Source organism: Acinetobacter sp. AOR43_HL, assembly GCF_027854635.1.
GTDB classification, from domain to species: Bacteria; Pseudomonadota; Gammaproteobacteria; order Pseudomonadales; family Moraxellaceae; genus Acinetobacter; species Acinetobacter pittii.
In genome coordinates, this window is the sequence record NZ_JAKTHX010000034.1 from 1 (window position 1) to 20,797 (window position 20,797).

A 20,797-nucleotide genomic window follows, 5' to 3' on the forward strand; every position below is an offset into this window, starting at 1 on the left:
CCTGTCCGTGCCGATGACCTTGGTGCTGTGCCGATTAAAGCGCTCATGCAGCGTAACCCGAATGTAGATTGGGAACAGGTCGATGATGTGATTTATGGCTGTGCCAACCAAGCCGGTGAAGATAACCGTAATGTCGGCCGTATGTCAGCTCTACTTGCAGGTTTACCGTATCAGGTGCCAGCAACCACCATTAACCGTTTGTGTGGTTCATCACTCGATGCCATTGCCATTGCTGCCCGTGCCATTAAGGCTGGTGAAGCGAACTTGGTGATTGCAGGTGGTGTAGAAAGTATGAGCCGTGCACCTTATGTGATGGGTAAGTCAGACAGTGCCTTTGGCCGTAGCCAGAAGATTGAAGACACTACCATGGGGTGGCGCTTCATTAACCCAAAACTTAAAGAATTGTATGGTGTAGACACCATGCCCCAGACTGCCGAAAACGTGGCTGAACAGTTCAACGTTAATCGTGCAGATCAGGACCAGTTTGCCTTGGTGAGCCAACAACGCACCGCAAGCGCGCAAGCCAAAGGCTTTTTTTCTAAAGAAATCGTGGCAGTTGAAATCCCTCAGCGTAAGGGTGATGCTGTTGTGATTGATACCGATGAACATCCTCGTGCATCGACCACACTTGAAGGCTTAAGCAAACTTAAACCTGTAGTTAAAGCAGATGGCACAGTCACTGCGGGTAATGCTTCAGGCATTAACGATGGTGCAGCAGCTCTACTGATTGCATCTGACGAAGCAGTTCAGGCTTATAACCTCAAACCACGTGCCAAGATCATTGCTTCAACAGCAGTGGGTGTAGAACCACGCATTATGGGCTTTGCTCCAGCACCAGCCATTAAAAAATTACTTAAACAAGCCAACCTGACTTTAGAGCAAATGGATGTAATTGAGCTCAATGAAGCCTTTGCTGCACAAGCTTTGGCTGTGACCCGTGATTTAGGTTTGCCAGATGATTCTCACAAGGTGAATCCAAATGGTGGTGCCATTGCTTTGGGCCATCCACTTGGTGCATCAGGTGCACGCCTCGTGACTACAGCCTTGAACCAGCTTGAACAGACAGGTGGTCGTTATGCCTTGTGTTCAATGTGTATTGGTGTGGGTCAAGGCATCGCATTGATTATTGAACGTGTTGAAGCACTTTAAGGAGAAACAAATGCCATCTTTTCAATCTGCCGATGCACAAATTAACTATCAAACTTTTGGTGAGCCATCTTCCCCTGCTCTGGTGTTTTCCAATTCTTTAGGCACTAACTACGGTATGTGGCAAAAACAGTTTAATGAATTAAAAGATCAATTTTTTGTGATCTGTTATGACACACGTGGCCACGGTTCATCGTCTACGCCTGACGGCCCATATACTGTAGAGCAATTAGGTGAAGATGTTGTCCGTTTACTGGATCATCTGAATATTAGTAAAGCTGCTTTTTGTGGAATTTCTATGGGTGGTTTAACCGGTCAATGGCTGGCGATTCACTACCCTGACCGTTTTAGTCATGTGGTTGTGGCAAATACTGCCGCTAAAATTGGACAAGAACAAGCATGGCTTGACCGTGCAAAACTAGTACGTGAGCAAGGTTTACAACCAATCGCCGCTACAGCAGCTTCGCGATGGTTTACAGATCCCTTTATCCAAAGTCATCCTTCTATTGTCAACAACCTATGTAACGACTTAAATGCTGGCAGCGCAATGGGTTATGCCAATTGTTGTGAGGCTTTGGCTAAAGCGGATGTCCGTGAGCAATTAAAAGATATCAAAATTTCTGTATTGGTGGTTGCTGGAACTCAAGACCCTGTAACGACAGTTGCAGATGGCGAGTTTATGCAGCAACGTATTCCGCAATCACAACTTGCAGAAATAGATGCCTCTCATATTTCTAATGTCGAGCAACCAGAAGCTTTTAATAAAATCCTAAAGGATTTTTTATTAGGTTAATTTAATGATTCAAAAAAATGGCCTATAGGGGCCATTTTTTATATCTGCATTTAGTTTTTAAAATTAATACCGAATCATGACTGATTTTAATTCAGTGTAATCTTCGATAAATGCATCTGAAAACTCTCTGCCAATTCCCGAAGCTTTTACCCCACCAAATGGAACAGATGGATCTAAGAACGTATGCATATTGACCCATAAGGTCCCTGCTTCAATCTTAGGAATTAAACGTAAGGCTTTAGATAAATCATTTGTCCAAATACTTGCAGTTAGACCAAAACGCGACTGATTCATAAGTTGAATAAGTTCTTCATCAGTTTCGAATGGCATTACTCCGACCACTGGTCCAAAAGTTTCTTCCGAAAATAAAGGATCATCCGTATTTTTGAAGGAAATTAAAGTCGGCTGTACAAAATATCCTGATCGATCTAGAGCCTCACCACCCGCAATAATCTGGTTGTTGGCTTTAGCCATATCTAAATAATGTTTTACTTTATGAAAGTGTGGCTGATTCGAGAGTGGACCAAACATACTTCCCTCATCCATAGCCGATCCAATTTTGAAACCAGAGAGTGCTTTCGAGAGCTTCTCGACTAGTTCATCATGTTTTGTATGGTGTACAAAAAAACGCTCTGGGGATGCGCAAACTTGACCTTGATGTACAAAAGTTGCTTGTAATAAAGTCGGTAAAATCTCATCAATATTTGCATCAGCCAAAACAGCTATGGCATTTTTACCGCCTAACTCTAGACTTACACGGGTTAAATCGCTGCTCATCGCGAGCTTACCAATCGCAATGCCTGTTGGTACTGAACCTGTAAATGAGACTTTCTTAACGAGTGGTGACTCAATTAAATATTGTCCTGTATCGCCCTTACCCGTAACCACATTAATCACACCTGCCGGAATACCTGCCTCGATGGCAAGTTCGGCTAAACGTAATAAAGATAAGCTGGCAAACTCACTTGGTTTAAGCACAATGGTACAGCCAGTTGTTAAAGCTGAACCGATTTTCCAAACACCAATCATCAGTGAAAAATTCCAAGGCACAATCCCTGCAACCACGCCAATAGGCTGTCTTAAAGTAAAGGCCGTATATTTTTCACCTTGCATAGAAGGAATAGAAGGTTGCATGGTTTGACCATTAATTTTGGTTGCCCAGCCTGCAAAATATCTTAAGAAAATAACAGATTGTGCGACTTCAAGATGCCTTGAAATATTGATAAGTTTTCCTGTAGACAACGTCTCGAGCTGAGCAAGTTCTTCACCATTTTGCTCAATTAAATCTGCTAACTTATTTAGTCTAACGCCACGTTCATACGGCGTAGTTTCAGCCCAAGCATTCTGAAAAGCATGTTCAGCGCTTTTCACGGCGCTTTCGACATCTTGTTGACTACCCATACTAATTTGAGCAACCACTTGTTCAGTCGATGGATTCAAAATATCCACTTTATCTAAATGCTCGGCAGCAACTAGTTTTCCATCAATAAAATGTCCATGTTGACGTGCCATAAATTGCTGCACGCTTTGTAAAATCTTAACTTCACTCATTTTTTATTTCTCTCAATTCATTTAAAAGGATCTATTAATAGATGTATTGCAAAATTAACTGCGCATAGACATTGGTTTTGTAATCATAGTTTTGTGTACCACCACTATGAATATCGTGTTTCGGTTTATAGAGCCCAACTAAAGGAATAACATTGAATTTTTTATTGACCGACCAGACTGAAAAGACATCCAGCTCATGTCCATCTACATTAGTTAAAGACTTATTTACTGTTTTGAACTTATAGGCCAAAGCACCCAACATAAAATTTTCTTTTAGATTCATACTGTAAGAAATTTGATGAATATCGGCATTTTTATTGAATGGACCAGCATAGTTTCCGGCAACTTCACCTTGAAACCACGTGCCGAACCCGACCGTATTTCCATAAAACATCGGATCGTATTGGTCTGAAAAATGGCTAAAACGATAACCTAATGAGGGCGTATATTTTGAAGATAAAAAGTTATAGTTCAGCGCTAAGTAGCCAGCATTTTCGTGGCTATCTTTTTTATCTTGAACTACAAACTCAGTCTTAACTTGCAGCTCTGGCAAAGGTTGATAATTCAAGCGTAAAGCATAATTTTTAAGGTCTTGTCGTCCTGAAACCTGTTCAGCATCTTTAAGGTCTAATACGTTTAAATAGGTAAACCCAACGCCCTTATCTTTAAGCTGATACATCAGATCAGTCACAAAGAGTTCTGGGGAAAATTGTGCTTTATTGTCGGACTTTAAATAAGCCAGCTTTAACGTTGTATTCTCTTGCGGTTTATATTGAAGCAAACTTGTAAAATCAAAGCTTCGACGAGCTGCCAGATAATATGCGCCGCCCCGATCGAGTGCACCATCCGCAGGCGTTTTACCAAGATTTAACGCATCACCCGCAATAAAGAACCCATCACCAATCATGATATTTTGTCGACCGATACTTAAATCATAAGTCGTCAACTCATCTTTATTGGTGCCATCTTTAAAGCCAATGACCCATTCATTTATATCTGTTTTACGTTCTTTGCCATTACTATTTTGGCCTGCGTCGCCATCACCAAATGTTGCCGAGCTAATACCGCTCAAGCTTGCATAGAGTTGATTGTTTTTAAAGGTATATTGCCCTTTAGCACCATATTTAAGATGGCCTTCTTGCCAATTGATTCTTTCATCATCTAAGTTTTCGCCGTTATAGCTTTTACCACTACTAAAAGCCCCAAAAGTTGCTTCAAAAGTTGGGTTAATTTCAAGCTCACCAGCATGCACAGTTGAAAAAAATGAGACAAAGAAAGTCCCTCTCATAACCTGAGAAAATAAATTTTTCATTGAGAAATTCCTTTTTGCGAACGGCCTAACCGTGCTCAGATATGGGTAATTTATTCGTTACCCATCCTCGTCATGTTGGTCTTTAGTGATGGTCGTGCTGTGTGCTTTGCTCTTCTTCACCCAAATTTAAAGTCGGGGTGTTGTCAAAGAAGTTCCAAGGTTTGATTAGGGTATAAACCCATTCTGTTGGCATGATTGGCCACTCTTCAGCACGTGCCACATGGGTTGTACCTGTTGTCATCCAGACCACAAGGTCTTTATTTTCAATATTTTCATTGTTGCCAATGAACTGCCCTAAGCCTGTGTCATGAGTTGAACGGTTTGAATATTTCCCTTCAGGATAGCGTTCGTCTGGATTGTACTGAGTCACCCAAATTTGCTTATCCATAAAGTTCAAACGTTTAAATAACCATTCATCTTTAGAGAAATTGGCTCCTTTTGCCACAGGGTGTGTTCCACCTGCAAACGGAATTAATTGGTAAGAAACCGGATTGCCTAATTTATTTTCCTTATTGAAATTCGTAAGTAAGCGAATGGTAGACGGATCAAATTTTTCAGCCGCATTTTGCTCATTCGTAATGACTTTACTATCAATTTGCATTGAGCTTGTACGAACACCACCTTTGTCATTGGCTTTCACCACAGGGTCCATATGCATAAAGCTGTTGTTTTCCCCATCTACATCCATGTCTAAGCGGAAGTTATAGATATGTTGGTGCGTTGTACCGACAATATTATGGTCAATTAAAGTTCCATATTTGGTGTCTTCTTTTGCGGTACTGTCATGCATGGTGCGTGATTTAACGCCTTTAACAGCTTCAATACCCGTTGCACCCGCATTAATCCCAATTACACCATTTTGGGCAAATACCCAGTCAAACATGTAATCGTAGTTTCCAACCGTACTAATCCAGCGCACAACAAGTTCACGGCGGGCTTCACTGGCATCTTGATTACCAAAAATTTCGTGATGTTTATATTCAGGCCCAGCATAACGTTCAAACACAGCAATGGCATTTGGAATCACTTGTGGCTGGCCTTTATAATCTGCAATCACAGCATCAAGTAAAACAGCGTTGTCGGGTGCATCAGTTCCCGGAAGAATAGATGAGGTAAGTGTTCCCATACCATATTCGCCAGAGTCCAAATAAGATTTGAAGTACCAACCAATATCAGGGTCACCATATGGAACTACCATTCCACCCAAGTTCCCTTCATACATGACTTTACGCTTAACGCCTTTATCTTTATAGGTCACGGTTGAAAGCTGTAAGCCAACACGAGAATCTAACGCCACATGCAAACACCAGTTGCCCCAATGTATGGTTTGACCTGTAATGCTAAAGTTCTTACCGTCAGGTTCAGAAATATTGAGTGGTTTTAGCTTACTTGCTACGGGCTTATTCGACATATAAGGTCGATTTGCCATCGGCACAGGAATGATCGCACCTTCTTCAATCTTAATAATTTTTTCTTTATCTAAATCGACTACAGCAACTAAATTTTCAATTGGATGCGCCCAATAATTACCATCGCCTACATCGAGGTAAGCGACGACTTTTAATATATTGAGTTGTTTATCCAAACCATCTTTACCGCCAAAATATCCAACAGTTAGCGGTGTAGCAATCACTTTCTTCACATCGGTAATACCGCGTTTCCGTAAAGCTTCCTGATATTCTTTACTTGTCTCAATTACACGTTGTACAGCTTCAAAATTATCGAGTAACACCATTCCATGAGTGTCTTTCAGTACATTCCATTTTGTGACTTGTTGAGTGTTAAGATTAACTTCACCTTCAATCGCTTGACTCCCCTTTAACAAAATAAATGAGGCAATACGATCTTCTTTAAATTCTTTGTGATTAATAAAGTAATCCCAAACTTTTGCTTTTTCAGGCTCTTTAAGCTTTAACTCGGCAAAACGCATATTTTTATAGGCGTATTTCGAGCGGTTAATCACATCAAAGGTCTTTTTAATTTCATCAGAATTTAAGCTATTGAGCGGGTGAAACGTATTTTCAATTTTAAAAGTTTGGTCTAAACCAGACTGGAATACTTCATTAAAAAAATCTTTTCCAATAACAGGTTTACCATCTTTAATTAATAAAGGCACACTGAGTTTGAAAGGTTTGCCGTTCACCAAAACCTGATCTGAATTAGGTTTAGCTCGAACCACCATAGAGCCTTTGGTAATCATATAAGTATTAGTAAAATCGTCTTTGACAACTTTAGCGCCTTGCTCACTCATGTTTTGATAAAGTGAGACCATGTCGGCCTTTCCACCATGTGCAAACGCTTGAGTATTGAGTCCCCAAAAGCTTGCAGCGATTGATAAGTTAAGTGCCAGTATTTTTTGTATGTCATTCAATAATCGTTGTTTACGCATTGGTTTCATCCTTTACATCTATCCCTGAACTATCTGAATCAGATAGTTAAAATGCACTTCCTGTGAGTGAAATTCATTAGACCAACTTAATAGTTTTATGGTTATTAAGCTTATCTAACCTGCTCTAATGAATTTAATTTCAACACAGTTACATAGGGCTAGCTTGTTCAAGAATGACGTCGAATTTGTCTAAAAATGACATTGAGAGATGAAAGAATTAAACCGACATACCCTCTCTAAATTCTTTAGGAGAAATACCATAAGTCTTTTTAAAGATTTTTGAAAAATGAGCACCGTCCCAAAAACCCCATTTCAAGGCAACTTGGGTAATTGAGCTTTGTTTATTTCTTTTATCGAGCAAATCTGCTTTGACTTTTTCTAGGCGTTTGAGCTGTATGTATTTGTTAATAGATAAATTTTCTTGAAGGAACAAACGGTAGAGATGTCGTAGTGATACCCCAATATGCTCTGCAATTAATTTAGGTGTTAAATCTGGTTTTGCTAAGTTTTCTATAATATATCGCTCGGCTTTTTCCATCAGATTATTGGAGCTATGAACATTTTTATAATTGATTGTGGGTTTGATTAAAGCAATCAGCGCATCTTCAAAAGCATTACCGTCTTCGGTTGCGTACCAAAGCTTAATGTTTTCAGCAGACATATTTTTCAAAATATTCTTGAGTAAAAAACCACTCATATTTTGAGTAATCAGTTTTCCAAAATATTCAGTACTAATATTTTCTTTCAGTAATTTTTCACGCGACAGGTGCACTGAAATCTGGCTTACCAAACCTTGCGGGTACATCGAAATTGTTTCGACTGGGTCGACCAACACAATATCGCCTTCATTTAGGCTTAAGGTTTCATTTTTATATTCGAGCAGCATTTTTCCCGAATACTGCAAAATCAAAAAACAAAAACGATTATTCACTCGATCGATTTCATCGGCTTTTCGGACAATTTTATTGGCATTGTTTTTAATAAAAGCAATTTCAGTATCGCCCAATAAAAAGCACTGAACTTCACCAATGAATAAATTACGGGTTCCGTCAAAATCGGTTTCAAAATTGCCGCACACACTTTTAATATGGTGCGTCCATGTGAGTAATGCATCGCTTACATATTGGTTCATCCCTTACCTCTCTATACATGTGCCACCGCTCAAAATTTTGCGTTTGTGGTGGTGCACTGTCTTGGCGTATTTGCAATCTTGTTTTATTGATAAACAAATTGTGTGCCAAAAATTCCTTATCCTTGGAATTGTTTTGCTGATAGTCAGCTAGATGTAAAGAAGCTGATAAATCCATTCAATTTATCAGCTTAATGGGACTTATGCTACTCCTGCAAAATCTCGCAGCATGGTAATAAAAATATCCTTTTGTTCCTCAGAATACTTTTTAAATACCTCATTTTGATGGCTATCGGCAATATCAAACAAATACTGCGCCGTTTGTTTACATTTCTCGGTTAGTGCATACAAATTATCGTGATCAACCAATAAGCCTTCAAATTTTAGAATTTCAGCTGATCTTTCAACTTCTTGCATTGGCATAGCAATATCACGCGGTAAATCTTCCTTACTTGAAGCAGTACCACTGGCCAAAACGAGCAACAGCCGTGATTCACTGGTCCGGAAACCAGAAGCCATTTGCTTAGGAATATAGTCGGTTTGATAAGCTTTAAAAGCACGGCTCATCAAATAGCAGACATTGTTATATAAGTGCCCATAATGTGTTTGGTCTACGCCGTTCTCTTCAGTTTGCTTAACTTGAAGGCTTGGATGCGGCATGACACAAGAATATGCACCTTGATGGTAAACCAGCGGGCTTCGACCTTGGTCATGGAAACGAACCACTTTACCAACAATAATCCAGTGGTCACCACCTTCAATCACTTGATAGCGTTCGCACTCAAACACCGCAGAACAATTTTCTAAAATGGGTGCACGTCCTGCGCCAAGTTGAAAATTTGTGTCGGCAAATTTATCAATATTGCGTCTCGAAAACTTATTAGATAGCTCAATTTGCGTACCCGATAAAATATTGACTGCAAAATGTGTCGCTTCTTCAAACACTGAAAAGCTTGAAGACTTTTTATCAATGCTCCACAAAATAAGTGGTGGATCGAGTGACACCGAGTTAAAACTATTTGCGGTTACACCAACTTTCTCACCTTGTGCATTTTGTGCAGTAACAATGGTAACGCCTGTTGCAAAATTTCCTAATGCTCGTCGGAACTGTAGTGGATCGACCGTAAACTCATCTATTTGTTGTAATACATTCATCATCTTTCTCCTAAACCTTCTCTTACATCCATATAAATCGCGAGAGCATTAGATATCTAAAACTAGTCTCGGTGTTTTAGAGCGTGAACAGCACACTAATATTTGCTCATTGCTGGATTTTTCTTCATCAGTAAAATAAACATCTCGATGATCAGGTTCGCCTTCAATTACATCGCACATACAGGTTCCGCATACGCCTTGCTCACAAGACATTTCAATGTCGATGCCTTCTTTAGCCAAAGCCTGCAAAATGGTTTCACCAGCTTCAACCATAATGATTTTTCCGCTCCGCTCAGCCACCACCTCAAATGAATCTCCCGAGGTGTCAGTTTCAACTTGGAAATATTCTTTGTGGATTTGCTGCTCAGGAAAATCGTGAGTCGTGGCAAGGTTAATCACCCAGTCCATGAAACCGACTGGACCACAGGTGTAAATATGGCTCTCTAGGTCAATATCTTTAATAGCAGATTCAAAAAATGCTCGGTGGCTTGCACCTTCCGATTTAAAATGAAAAGTTGTGTGTTTTGCTAACTCACCATTTTTAATTTCATCAACGAAAGCACAGTTTTCTGGGCTAGCGCCGCAGTAGTGAAGCTCAAATGATTCACCTTCATGTGCAAGTTGATATGCCATCGTGATTAATGGCGTAATCCCGATTCCACCGCCAATCAAAACACTGTGTTTGGCTTTTAAAAGTGGAAATAAATTTTTTGGCTCACTGACCTGAATTTGCATGCCATCTTTAATTTCATCAAAAGCGGATATTGAACCACCACGTGATTCAGGGTCACGTAAAATTCCAAGGCGAAACTTTCCTTCGTCATTTGGATTTTGGCAAAGCGAATATTGGCGCACCATGCCATTTGGTAAATGCACATCAATATGTGCACCGGGTTCAACCTTTGGTAATGCAGCAGAAGTTGCAGATTCAAACTCCATAACTGCAATATTTCCACCTTCCACATGGCGATTTTTAACGACAACATCATAAAGTGTAGTCATGATTCAACTCCCTTTTCATGCGTAAGCTCGTGGCTTAGCGCATGAATAAACCACCGTTAATATCCCATGTCGCACCAGTCACAAACCCTGCATTTGGACTCGCAAGCAACCCACAAGTTTCAGCAATAAAGTGCATACTTCCTAAGGATTTAACCGGAATATTCTGGATGAACTGTTCCATTTTTTCGTCTGGCACCACACTATGAACAATTGGTGATTCCATTGGTCCCGGAGCAACTGCATTGACCGTAACGCCTTTTGCCGCAAACTCTTTAGCAAAGATTTTGGTTAACGTCACAATCGCACCTTTGGTTGCCGCATAGTGTGCACCTGTTGCAGTACCGCCATTTTGTCCTGCTAGAGACGCCATATTTATGATGCGTCCATAACCCTTTTTAGCCATATATTGACCAATAATTTGGCAAGCTTGGAAGGTACCGCGTTGGTTGACTTGGGTCACCCAATCAAAATCGGCTGCGGTAATTTCTAATACTGGCGTTGCTTTGGTGACGGTGGCATTGTTAATTAACACATCAAGTTTAGAAAATTTCTCTTCAATCCATTGCACGGCAGCATGAAAATCTGCTTCGACAGAAATATCTAATTTCAAGGGAAACATATTTTGTGCATATTGACTTTGTGCCTTGGCATTTTCGGCTTTTTCAAGCGTACTTGCCGACAAAATCACTTGATGGCCTTGGCTCGCAAAATATTCAGCAATCACATTACCGAGTCCAGAAGCAGCACCTGTCACTAAAACAACCTGTTTCATGTTACCGCTCCTAAAGAATGTAGCTAATACCAGCTAAGGTATCGGTTGAGTTAACCAAGTTAATGATTTTACGGTTAATCTTGAAACCAGTATCAGCATCACGAGTTAGATGGTAGGTAATATCAGCTGTGTAATGCTTGAGGTTTTCTTTACGGAATTCACGTAAGTTTTGAGCACAGCGTAAAACGATTTCATCATCTTGGTCTTGAATGACTCGTACTCGCGAAATACTGCGTACCGTATTCGCCTTTGGTGCCGTAGAAATTGCCTCACCATTTTCAAGACGCTGTACACGTAAAGTACGCATATGATTATCGTCATAGGCATAATTTAAGTTGTTTTCGTAGTCTGTGAGGTTCGGGTCAATTGGAATGATATAAACCCCTTTTTCATTCCATAAATTAAGCCATTCACGGTACTCGCTGTGGTCTAACATATCTGCTTCAGCCCAGATGAAAGCAGTGACTTCATTTAATAATTGCAGATTCATATTCATTGCTCTCTCCTTAAGCCGTCATCATCTTTTTCCACTGCTGGTATGCTGCGCGCATACCTGTTTCAGCACTGACATCACTTTTTAAGCCGTCTTCAGTTTTGACTTCGCCCGGCAAACCGCGGTTCAACATGATCCATAAATCATTACCCGCATTGGCACCGTGTTGTACGCGCTCCCAAGCTTCTGAGTCATCTGGCGTACCAAAACCAAATGGACCTTGGAAATGTTCATGCAAACGTAAGCGATATTGGTTGGCAATTTGTGGGCCACCATCCATCGTAATTACCGAGTGATGAATTTCTGTTTCAGCAACTGAAATTGGCTGTAACACACGGAAGAACGCCATCGAACATGCAATATTCGGGAATAAGTTTAAGTTAAAGCCAGAACCACCGACTGCACGAACAATACGGCGTACTTCTAACTCTTCATGGCCTTCGTCACGCAAAGCTTGAGCCAAGTCTTCAAAGCGCTCTTGAATTGGTCGCTCCATAAGCTCTTCGTCTAGATCAACCAGTTCAGGAATCATCACCATAACACTGTGACCATTACCTAAGTCTTCAACAAAACCCGGTTGGTTTTCGAAGTTAAAGAGTTCTTCTGTTTTTTCATCGACAGAACTTAAGAATGACTTATGTACCAACGGGAAGTGATATGCATCGGTGGTATTTTCAAGCTGGATTTTCCAGTTACCCGGGAAACGGAAACGGTGTTCACCCAACACTTTAATTGGATAACCCGCGCCCTGTTTCATAAATAGGTCAATCCATTTTTTTGCAGGCCCAAGGAACTCTTCAAGCGGTTGAATGTCTTCTTTAAATGAAGCGAAGATCATCCCGTTATATTCTTCTACCCGTAGACTCACCAGTGGCAATTCTGATTTATCTAAACAATCGCCGTAGCTTTCCGGAGATGGTACACCACGTAAACTACCGTCAAGTGCATAACTCCAACCGTGGTACGGACATACAAAACTATTAGTTTTTCCTTTTTTATGTTCGCATACGGTTGCTGCACGGTGACGACAACGGTTTAAAAGTACATGGACTTTCTTTTTACGGTCACGTACCGCCACAACAGGCTGTTTACCGATGTTAATCGTTTTATAGCTTCCGCCTTCTGGAATTTCGCTGGCATGTGCAACCCAGACCCAAGTGCTATAAAAGATTTTTTCCATTTCTTCATCAAAGATACGTTCATCTTTATAAAGAGAAGTATGAGCACGGTCACTTTGAACCAAAGCATCGTAATCAATGCCAATGTTATGCGTTGGGATAATACTGTTCATATCAATAGTCCTTTTAAATATGTCCTGGGTCATTCCTGGGAAGGTACCGGCAATTCAGCTTCACTGTGCCAATGCGATACCGGACGACTGAAAATATTCTGTGTTTGGAAATGTTTAATTTTCCATGTTCCATCTGCTTGCTTTTGAAACTTCACATTGAGCTTTGCTGCATTCAGATGACTACGGCCATCTTTAAAGGTTGAAGTTTGCAACATGAGCCAAGAAGCATTTGCATCATTCTGATTTACATAAATTTGTTCTGAATTTACAAAGTGTGCATTCATAACAAAGTGAGATTCTTTTTGGGTATAGCTTTTAAACATGTCGTAAATCGACTGCCAAGAATCATAACGGCCAAAGGATTTGGCATATTTCTCACCAATACCTTCCCAAATACAGTCTTGATCAAAAAGATTCATTAGCTCATCAAGGTCTGTATTTGCATTAAGCTCGTCGCAGATTTCCATATAACGGTTCAGGCAGTTACGAATCGCGTTGTGCGCTTCTAACTGTTCTAGTCGCTCTAAGATTTCTGCAATATTCACTTTGTCAGTCATTGCGTTCGCCTTAACGTTGGATAATCAATTCACGCCCAACACGAGCTTCAACTTTGCAATATTTCCAAAGTTTGTATGGCCCTTCACCCACCACGGTCGTTCTAAACAAGTTACAAGCGGCATGTACGGTTTCAATATCCGGAACATCTGCAAGCAAGTATGTTGTCCATGGCCAGCCAGCACTTGGGCCAACCATGCTTTGGTCATCATCAAGATTTCCAAAAACATGTACGCCCGGTAAATCATGAATGCCATTCCACATTTCACCAAATGCTGCCCAAACTGCTTTTGCTTCAGCTGGCTCTGCGTCAAAAAAGTTTTGGTTAATACCCATGCAGAACAAAACGCGTAATGATTTTTTAGCTTCCATTTCAATATCCTTTTTAAAAAATTAAAACTTATAAATAACCTGGGGTTGGTTTTAACCCGAAACTGATTGAGCCTGCATTTTGTAAAGTTGCATCACCCATAAAGGCATGCTGAGTCACCACGTTGGTGTCATTCACAAAACGGCTAAATGGATTGTTGGTATAAATCGCTGTCATGCCCGCAAGCATTTGCATTTTTCGGGTGACTTTGGCGGAAACTCGCGCTGCATGGGTACATGCCAGACGAATATCGCTAATTTGTTCAGCAGTTGCTTCACGACCAGCAATAATTTCATTCCAGACAATATCCATGGTTTGATAAAACCAAGATTTTGCAGCCTGAAATTCTGCATCTGCCTGAGCAAACTCATATTGAGTCACTGGGCGGTTGGCAATTTCTGAACCGCCTGTAATGGATGCTTTACCCGGCGCCAGTTTTTCAAATTCTTCTAATGCGGCAGCTGCAACCCCAATACCCACCACGGTTAATACTTGAGTCGCTAAAGAAAGCGACGGATATTTAAAAAATGGTTCGCTTAGTTTTGAAGGTTCACCACGTACAAAGGTCCATTTCTTTTCAACTAATACGTCTTCAACGACTAAATCATGGCTTCCCGTACCTTTTAGGCCAACGGTGTCCCAAGTCATTTCGATTTTGGCTTTTTTCGCAGGCATCACTGCCATGCGAGGTAAGCCTTGCATTTCATTGTTTTTAAGCGGTGAAATCCCCACACCAACAATGTCAGCTCCCATGCAACCGCTGGAAAATTTCCAACGTCCACGAACTACTACACCTTCATCGGTAATTTCAGCAGGTTGTGGCGGGAAAATACCTCCGGCAAACACCACATCTGGTCCGTTTTGGTATAATTCTTTCAGTGTATCTTCAGGCAAACTTCCTAAATACGCAGGGCTCATACCGAAACTTGCCACCCAACCGACTGAACCATCAGCTTTAGATAATGTCTCGATCAATTCACAAAACTGCCGTGGAGACCATTCTTCACCACCAAAACGCTTAGGAACTAATGCACGGTAAACGCCAATCTGTTTAAGTTTTTCGATAATGTCTTGGCTCACATATGCCTGATTATCAAATTCACCTGTACAGGCACGCTCACGAATTTCTTGACACAAAGCGTCTAAGTCAACTGCTTTGTCTTGAGAAGCAAACTCCATTTTAGACAACTTATTCATCATCTAACTCCTTGTAATTTATTGCATTGCATCAACACAAAATTTAGCTATAGCGCATAATTGCTCATCTTTTTGATGCTTTGATACGATCTGTAAGCCCACTGGTAAACCTTCACTGGTTTCAAGTGGCACTGAAATGGCTGGATGACCTGATAAATTAAATGGTCGAACTAAAGCTGTAAGATTCAAAAAAGCGACAGTGTTTTCAGCTTCAGAAACTTTCGGTGGAATTTGCGGAAGTGTCGGTAGAACCAATGCATCATATTTTTCTAATAAAGCATCGAGTTCTTGGGTCAGCTGCGCTCTCACAACTTCTGCTTGTTTCACTTGCTCTAGAGTTGTTGCGGCAGCTTTTAATAAACGACCATTTACATCAGAACCAATTAAGCCCGTTTGAGTTAATTCACCAAAAGCTTGCCAATTTTCATAATTAATAATCTGCATGCCTGCATCATAAGCCGCTTCAAAATGTTCAACTTTTTCTAAAACGGTCTCTAAATTCGCTTTTTGAAATGCTTGATAAATACAATTCCAAATAATCTCATCTGCTTTTACATCTAAAACAGCAATTTTTGGTGCACTAGTAAATTCAGTAGATTTAAAAGTTGGATCAATAATTTGCATGGCCTTTTCAATCATCTCGACTGAATTTGCAAAAGGACCAACGCAATCCAGAGAACTTGACGGCGGATATACGCCTTTTCTGCTAACACGGCCAAAAGTCGGTTTTAAACCAAAAACTCCGCAGCACGCAGCGGGCATACGAATAGAGCCGCCAGTGTCTGTGCCTAGAGTAAAGTCAGCTTGTTTAGCAGCAACTGCCGCAGCCGAACCACTCGAAGAGCCACCTGGAATAAGTTCAGGATATTTAGGGTTAATAGGTGTACCAAAAGCATGGTTAATGCCTGTAATACCGAAAGCCAATTCCTGCAAATTTGTCTTGCCAATAATTTCGCAGTCAGCTTTCAAGATGTTTTTAACAACCTCAGCATCATCTTGAGCAGGTTCAACATTTAATAAAGCTCGACTGCCAGCAATGGTTTTTAGGCCTTGAATATCAATTGTGTCCTTGACCATGACCTTGAGCTTGCCACGTCCTTTGTGCACGCTTTGGCTAACAATATTCATTCACTTTTCCATGTATTTTTATTCATTAATTAAAATATCGGAAAATTTAATGGAATTGTCAAGTATTTTTTATAATTTGTTCTCAAGGAAATATGCAAAATTTTGTTTATAATAGGATTACCCTTTTTTCACTAAGTTATTGCTTAGCTATGCTTGATCATTTAGAACAATTTCTTCCTAATAAAGAACCGTCGAGTATTCAAAATTTCCCTTTTTTTTGGGTTTCCCAAGTGAATGGAAAGTATTCACAACTGATTGAAAAATCAATAAAAAAGCTAGGTATTGATAATACACGCCGTAAAATTATTTTAAGCACTAATGCCCTTGGGGAAGCCAGTATTACCGACATTGCCAATCTTTCTACTTTAAAATTAACGACGGCAACAAAAGCTGTATATCGCTTGGTAGAAGATGGAATTGTCGAGGTCTACTCTTCTACTTCTGATGAACGGATCTCGATGGTGAAATTAACGGCCAAAGGTATTGAACTGGTTGAACAGATTAATCAAATTAGTGTGGTCACCTTGGCAGGCATCCTGAATGCTTTTTCAGAAGACGAGCTGCATACTTTAAATAACCAGTTAAAGAAATTATTTGACCTGATGCCATCCAGCTAAATATTTCTCATCATGATAAATTAGCTCTTTTAGAGCAGTTAAAATTTCTTTTTCTTTAGCTGCTCTTTTGTTAAAACAATAAAAATTAATAAAATCAAATTTTTATATAACAAATTTATCTATATATAATTACTTAACATACTTTTTAGGTATTCTAACATACTCAATAAGTAATGGAATTTTACATATAAAAAGAAAATAATAATTCCATGATCTTAAAAATCCCATTAACTCCTAATTGGGTTTAGACGCACTCTTCCGGTCTGTACGAGACCAAATTACTCATTTCTAGCCTATTTATTATTCTTATCTAAAAGGGGGAAATATCGAAAACTTTAGAGGAATAATAAAAGTTAGATATCAATTTCTTTAAGCGTTTTATACATAAGGATTAAGTGTATGAACCAAAGTAATATCGCTGTTGAAAGGACACAGAAGAAAAGCAATGCATATGCATGGTATGTGGTCATACTTTGTATGTTGGCATATATATTTTCATTTATTGACCGCCAAATTCTGGCGCTGATGATTGAACCCATCAAAGCAGATCTCCAACTTTCAGATACTCAATTTAGCTTATTACATGGCCTCGCCTTCTCACTGTTTTATGCGGTTATGGGTTTACCCTTAGCCTATATTGCCGATCGTTTTTCACGACCAAAATTAATTTCAATCGGGATTATTGTTTGGAGTCTGGCAACAGCAACTTGCGGTTTAAGTAAAAACTTTATTCAACTGTTCTTAAGCCGTATGGCGGTAGGTGTCGGTGAAGCGGCTTTATCTCCAGCGGCTTATTCAATGTTTAGCGACATGTTTAGTAAGGACAAACTGGGGCGTGCTGTCGGGATCTATTCAATTGGTGCTTTTTTAGGTGGAGGTATTGCCTTCTTAGTTGGCGGTTATGTCATTAACCTGCTTAAAGGAGTGACACTCATTGGGGTTCCTTTATTGGGTGCGCTTAAAGCATGGCAAATTGCCTTTTTAGTAGTGGGTTTACCCGGCATCATTATTGGTTTGCTGTTTATTTTGACCGTTAAAGACCCTGCACGTAAAGGCCAACAGCTCAACCAAAATGGACAAGTTGACCAAGTTAAATTCACTCAATGTCTTCAGTTTATTAAAAAACATTCGAAAACATTTGCTTGTCATTATTTAGGTTTTACCTTTTATGCAATGGCACTCTATAGCCTAACTAGCTGGACACCTGCATTTTATATTCGTAAGTTTCAACTGGCGCCGACTGAAACAGGCTATATGCTTGGTACCATTCTGTTAGTCGCAAATACATTAGGCGTATTTTGTGCAGGCTGGCTAAATGACTGGTTTATTAAAAAAGGTCGCCAAGATGCGCCGATGTTCACGGGTGTAATTGGTATTGTTGGCCTGATTATTCCAATCGCATTTTTTACCCAAACAGATCAGCTTTGGCTTTCAGTTAGCTTACTGATTCCTGCAATGTTCTTTGCATCTTTCCCTCTAGTGATTTCAGCAACTGCTTTGCAAATGTTAGCCCCAAACCAGTTTAGAGCACGCCTTTCTGCCCTCTTCCTTTTGGTGAGTAACTTAATTGGACTCGGTATTGGCACAACACTGGTAGCCATTATTACAGATAAAGTTTTTGGTAGCCCATTAATGGTGGGTTCTTCTTTATCTATTGTGGGTGGTTTGTCTTGTGTACTGGCTTTAATTCTACTTTTTAAAGGCTGCAAATTCTTTAGTGAAAGCATGAAGCTTGAAAAATTAAATTAATAGGTCTCACCAATTGCAAAAATGTACTCTCTAACTAAACGCTTAGAGAGTACCGAAATATTCAAAATTACGTAGTGCCGAGGACTGGCTTACACTTGGGAAATGGATTATGGAATTATTTCACCGCTTTAAACCACACACTTTAGCTGTTGCCACTTTATTACTGATGTACAGCAACTCATGGGCTGCAAATCCAAATCAGCAAACTGAAGATGAATGGAAATTCACTTTAAAAAATGCCTACATTAACCGTGATTTTGATAATGATGCACTCAAAGACACTGGTAGTTGGTCTCAGGCAGCGTCATTATTTTATAAATCGAAAATGCATGACACTCCGTTAGTTATAGCAAACAAACCAATTACGATTGGGGCTGATGCTTCCGTTCAATACGCCGTGCGCTTAAGTTCAGACAAACATGTTGCGGATACAGTTTTGCCTTTTAATAAAGAAACGCAATCTCAAGCTTCAGATTATTTAAAATATGGTGCAACTTTAAAACTGGGTTATGACAAAACTCTTTTGAGTGTCGGTGAACTTTGGCTAGATTTACCTGTAACTGCCGTAGATGCTAGTCGTCAGTTACTCACTTCGTATTGGGGAACCAACTTAAAGTCACAACTTTCAGATCAGCTTTATGCCGAAATTGGCCGAGTTGAAAAAGTATCTCCCCGAAATGAAGAAGACTTTAAAAAGTTTTCTTTCACATCAAATGGGGTTACTAAAGAATCTGATGGGTTAAATTATATTGACCTGCGCTATCAATTTACACCGTCTTTAAAAGGCGAATACTACTTTGGTAATTTAGAAGATCTGTATAACAAACACTATATAGGACTTGAACATACGTGGAAACAGCCAACTTTTGCCCTCACCTCTAAGTTTAAATACTTCAATGCAAAAGATGATGGCAATACCTTTGATATTGATGCGCAGAACATTGGATTACTTGAAACGATTAAAGTAAAAAACCATACCTTTGGTTTAGGTTACCAACAGATTATTGGTGAATCGGCTTACCCATTACCAGATGGTTTTTTACCAGAGACGTATTTCATTAACTGGAACGCTACAGGCTTTTTTAAAGAGGATGAAAAGTCTTACCACGTCATGTATGGCTACGATTTTAAAGATTATGTACCGGGCCTAAATGCGATGGTGAAATATGTTTACGGACATGACTTTAAAGCTGCCAATGGCAAGAAAAACCATGAAACCGAGTCTAATGTGATTTTAAACTATGCATTTCAGCAGCCTTTCTTAAAAGGCGTTGCTCTGCAATACATTCGTATTGATTACAACGTAAAACACGGCAATGACTTTGGCGAAGACCGTTTATTCGTCAATTACACTAAAAAATTCTAAATAAAAAATACCCCCTAAACTTTAGGGGGTATTTTTTATCCTAATTTATTGACCAACTTTAATGGTAAAACCTTCATAGCAATACTCATTGGTAACCACGGCCACTGTGGCACATAAGCTTTTACAGGTTGTTTTTCGATAGCTTTTACTAAAGCTTTACATCCTGTTTTGGCATCTACTTCAAAAGGTAAATGTTTAGCACCTTCATTCATTTCGGTACGGATATAACCCGGGAAAATGGTAGAGACTTTAATTGGGGTATCCAGTAATTCAGCACGAATACCCTCGGCCAAGTGAGCAACTGCAGCTTTACTTGCTGCATAAGTCGATAAATGTTTTGGTAATCCACGCATCGCACTCATGGATGACATCACCACCAAATGACCGGCATTTTGCTCTCTAAAAATTTCAGTTGCTGCTTCACACTGCGCTAAAGCAGAAATAAAGTTTGTTTCAGCTGTGGCTCTGTTAATTTCAAAATTACCTTTACCAATACGACGACCATTTCCGACTCCCGCATTTACAATAATTCGATCTAAATAGCCAAATTCTTGTTTAAAGGCGCGAAATACTTCAAAAACCTGATCGTAATGAGTTACATCCAGACTTTTTGCAATGACTTTAATACCGTACTGATTTTCAAGTTCCGTTTTTAAATCTTCCAATCTGTCTAAACGGCGTGCACAAATCGCTAAGTTATAGCTTTTGGCTGCAAATTCATGCGCCATACCCGCGCCCAATCCAGAACTTGCACCTGTAATTAAAATTGTCTTTGCCATGCT

19 protein-coding genes are annotated in these 20,797 nt (G+C 39.8%); 5 read left to right on the forward strand and 14 right to left on the reverse strand.

The annotated features are described in order from the left end of the window. Together pcaF and pcaD are read left to right on the forward strand one after the other, a co-directional pair. On the forward strand, positions 1-1,149 hold a 1,149-nt coding region (gene pcaF / locus MKL33_RS17370; RefSeq protein ID WP_270907428.1), incomplete at its 5' end, for a 3-oxoadipyl-CoA thiolase. 10 nt (positions 1,150-1,159) lie between these two features. After that, entirely contained in the window at positions 1,160-1,939 is a 780-nt protein-coding gene (pcaD, locus tag MKL33_RS17375) for a 3-oxoadipate enol-lactonase (RefSeq protein WP_057086181.1), read from the forward strand. Between the two features lie 63 nt (positions 1,940-2,002). Here pcaD and MKL33_RS17380 read toward each other — a convergent pair whose 3' ends face one another. The 13 genes from MKL33_RS17380 to MKL33_RS17440 all read right to left on the reverse strand — a co-directional run bounded on the left by MKL33_RS17380 (position 2,003) and on the right by MKL33_RS17440 (position 16,283). Further along, positions 2,003-3,490, reverse strand: coding sequence for an NAD-dependent phenylacetaldehyde dehydrogenase (locus tag MKL33_RS17380; RefSeq protein ID WP_270907429.1), 1,488 nt, complete (start codon positions 3,488-3,490; stop codon positions 2,003-2,005). Positions 3,491-3,524: 34 nt separating this feature from the next. Beyond that, positions 3,525-4,742 (reverse strand): hypothetical protein, encoded by a 1,218-nt coding sequence (locus MKL33_RS17385; protein ID WP_270907445.1) that lies wholly within the window; start codon positions 4,740-4,742, stop codon positions 3,525-3,527. A gap of 142 nt (positions 4,743-4,884) precedes the next feature. Beyond that, positions 4,885-7,200 carry a primary-amine oxidase gene (tynA, locus tag MKL33_RS17390; protein WP_270907430.1) on the reverse strand — a complete coding sequence of 772 codons (2,316 nt, stop codon included), beginning with the start codon at positions 7,198-7,200 and terminating at the stop codon, positions 4,885-4,887. 208 nt (positions 7,201-7,408) lie between these two features. Further along, positions 7,409-8,323: a transcriptional regulator FeaR gene (feaR, locus tag MKL33_RS17395; RefSeq protein ID WP_078224332.1), complete on the reverse strand. Its 915-nt coding sequence runs from the start codon at positions 8,321-8,323 to the stop codon at positions 7,409-7,411. Positions 8,324-8,521: 198 nt separating this feature from the next. Beyond that, positions 8,522-9,478: a p-hydroxyphenylacetate 3-hydroxylase reductase component gene (locus MKL33_RS17400; RefSeq protein ID WP_270907431.1), complete on the reverse strand. Its 957-nt coding sequence runs from the start codon at positions 9,476-9,478 to the stop codon at positions 8,522-8,524. A 45-nt stretch (positions 9,479-9,523) separates the two neighbouring features. Beyond that, positions 9,524-10,477: a PDR/VanB family oxidoreductase gene (locus MKL33_RS17405; RefSeq protein ID WP_270907432.1), complete on the reverse strand. Its 954-nt coding sequence runs from the start codon at positions 10,475-10,477 to the stop codon at positions 9,524-9,526. 34 nt (positions 10,478-10,511) lie between these two features. Then, positions 10,512-11,249, reverse strand: a complete 738-nt coding sequence (locus tag MKL33_RS17410; protein ID WP_005069114.1) for an SDR family NAD(P)-dependent oxidoreductase — start codon at positions 11,247-11,249, stop codon at positions 10,512-10,514. Positions 11,250-11,259: 10 nt separating this feature from the next. Continuing rightward, a complete protein-coding gene (locus tag MKL33_RS17415) occupies positions 11,260-11,745 on the reverse strand; it encodes an aromatic-ring-hydroxylating dioxygenase subunit beta (RefSeq protein ID WP_001056940.1) in 486 nt (161 codons plus the stop codon). A gap of 10 nt (positions 11,746-11,755) precedes the next feature. Further along, the gene (locus MKL33_RS17420; RefSeq protein WP_005074154.1) at positions 11,756-13,033 is read right to left on the reverse strand and encodes an aromatic ring-hydroxylating oxygenase subunit alpha; all 1,278 of its coding nucleotides are present in this window, start codon (positions 13,031-13,033) and stop codon (positions 11,756-11,758) included. A gap of 29 nt (positions 13,034-13,062) precedes the next feature. Next, positions 13,063-13,590 carry a nuclear transport factor 2 family protein gene (locus tag MKL33_RS17425; protein WP_270907433.1) on the reverse strand — a complete coding sequence of 176 codons (528 nt, stop codon included), beginning with the start codon at positions 13,588-13,590 and terminating at the stop codon, positions 13,063-13,065. A 10-nt stretch (positions 13,591-13,600) separates the two neighbouring features. After that, positions 13,601-13,960 carry a hypothetical protein gene (locus MKL33_RS17430; RefSeq protein ID WP_000387554.1) on the reverse strand — a complete coding sequence of 120 codons (360 nt, stop codon included), beginning with the start codon at positions 13,958-13,960 and terminating at the stop codon, positions 13,601-13,603. A 28-nt stretch (positions 13,961-13,988) separates the two neighbouring features. Continuing rightward, on the reverse strand, positions 13,989-15,137 hold the full coding sequence (locus MKL33_RS17435) for an acyl-CoA dehydrogenase family protein (protein WP_270907446.1): 1,149 nt from the start codon (positions 15,135-15,137) through the stop codon (positions 13,989-13,991). A 36-nt stretch (positions 15,138-15,173) separates the two neighbouring features. Then, positions 15,174-16,283, reverse strand: a complete 1,110-nt coding sequence (locus MKL33_RS17440; protein ID WP_270907434.1) for an amidase — start codon at positions 16,281-16,283, stop codon at positions 15,174-15,176. Between the two features lie 149 nt (positions 16,284-16,432). Here MKL33_RS17440 and MKL33_RS17445 point away from each other — a divergent pair, with 149 nt between their 5' ends. The 3 genes from MKL33_RS17445 to MKL33_RS17455 all read left to right on the forward strand — a co-directional run bounded on the left by MKL33_RS17445 (position 16,433) and on the right by MKL33_RS17455 (position 20,015). Continuing rightward, entirely contained in the window at positions 16,433-16,900 is a 468-nt protein-coding gene (locus MKL33_RS17445; protein WP_044100134.1) for a MarR family winged helix-turn-helix transcriptional regulator, read from the forward strand. A 399-nt stretch (positions 16,901-17,299) separates the two neighbouring features. After that, positions 17,300-18,649 (forward strand): spinster family MFS transporter, encoded by a 1,350-nt coding sequence (locus MKL33_RS17450; RefSeq protein ID WP_270907435.1) that lies wholly within the window; start codon positions 17,300-17,302, stop codon positions 18,647-18,649. Positions 18,650-18,758: 109 nt separating this feature from the next. Next, complete coding sequence (locus MKL33_RS17455) at positions 18,759-20,015, forward strand: OprD family outer membrane porin (RefSeq protein ID WP_270907436.1); 1,257 nt, start codon at positions 18,759-18,761, stop codon at positions 20,013-20,015. A 35-nt stretch (positions 20,016-20,050) separates the two neighbouring features. Here the strand turns inward: MKL33_RS17455 and MKL33_RS17460 are convergent, their stop codons facing one another. Then, the gene (locus MKL33_RS17460) at positions 20,051-20,794 is read right to left on the reverse strand and encodes an SDR family oxidoreductase (RefSeq protein ID WP_270907437.1); all 744 of its coding nucleotides are present in this window, start codon (positions 20,792-20,794) and stop codon (positions 20,051-20,053) included. Positions 20,795-20,797 lie beyond the last annotated feature (3 nt).

What these genes read in the sequence shown, in the direction of transcription:
- pcaD (WP_057086181.1), top strand. Translation starts at nt 1,160, where the DNA reads ATGCCATCTTTTCAATCTGCCGATGCACAAATTAACTATCAAACTTTT.
- MKL33_RS17380 (WP_270907429.1), bottom strand. Translation starts at nt 3,490, where the DNA reads ATGAGTGAAGTTAAGATTTTACAAAGCGTGCAGCAATTTATGGCACGT.
- tynA (WP_270907430.1), bottom strand. Translation starts at nt 7,200, where the DNA reads ATGAAACCAATGCGTAAACAACGATTATTGAATGACATACAAAAAATA.
- feaR (WP_078224332.1), bottom strand. Translation starts at nt 8,323, where the DNA reads ATGAACCAATATGTAAGCGATGCATTACTCACATGGACGCACCATATT.
- MKL33_RS17400 (WP_270907431.1), bottom strand. Translation starts at nt 9,478, where the DNA reads ATGATGAATGTATTACAACAAATAGATGAGTTTACGGTCGATCCACTA.
- MKL33_RS17405 (WP_270907432.1), bottom strand. Translation starts at nt 10,477, where the DNA reads ATGACTACACTTTATGATGTTGTCGTTAAAAATCGCCATGTGGAAGGT.
- MKL33_RS17410 (WP_005069114.1), bottom strand. Translation starts at nt 11,249, where the DNA reads ATGAAACAGGTTGTTTTAGTGACAGGTGCTGCTTCTGGACTCGGTAAT.
- MKL33_RS17415 (WP_001056940.1), bottom strand. Translation starts at nt 11,745, where the DNA reads ATGAATATGAATCTGCAATTATTAAATGAAGTCACTGCTTTCATCTGG.
- MKL33_RS17420 (WP_005074154.1), bottom strand. Translation starts at nt 13,033, where the DNA reads ATGAACAGTATTATCCCAACGCATAACATTGGCATTGATTACGATGCT.
- MKL33_RS17425 (WP_270907433.1), bottom strand. Translation starts at nt 13,590, where the DNA reads ATGACTGACAAAGTGAATATTGCAGAAATCTTAGAGCGACTAGAACAG.
- MKL33_RS17430 (WP_000387554.1), bottom strand. Translation starts at nt 13,960, where the DNA reads ATGGAAGCTAAAAAATCATTACGCGTTTTGTTCTGCATGGGTATTAAC.
- MKL33_RS17435 (WP_270907446.1), bottom strand. Translation starts at nt 15,137, where the DNA reads ATGGAGTTTGCTTCTCAAGACAAAGCAGTTGACTTAGACGCTTTGTGT.
- MKL33_RS17440 (WP_270907434.1), bottom strand. Translation starts at nt 16,283, where the DNA reads ATGAATATTGTTAGCCAAAGCGTGCACAAAGGACGTGGCAAGCTCAAG.
- MKL33_RS17445 (WP_044100134.1), top strand. Translation starts at nt 16,433, where the DNA reads ATGCTTGATCATTTAGAACAATTTCTTCCTAATAAAGAACCGTCGAGT.
- MKL33_RS17450 (WP_270907435.1), top strand. Translation starts at nt 17,300, where the DNA reads ATGAACCAAAGTAATATCGCTGTTGAAAGGACACAGAAGAAAAGCAAT.
- MKL33_RS17455 (WP_270907436.1), top strand. Translation starts at nt 18,759, where the DNA reads ATGGAATTATTTCACCGCTTTAAACCACACACTTTAGCTGTTGCCACT.
- MKL33_RS17460 (WP_270907437.1), bottom strand. Translation starts at nt 20,794, where the DNA reads ATGGCAAAGACAATTTTAATTACAGGTGCAAGTTCTGGATTGGGCGCG.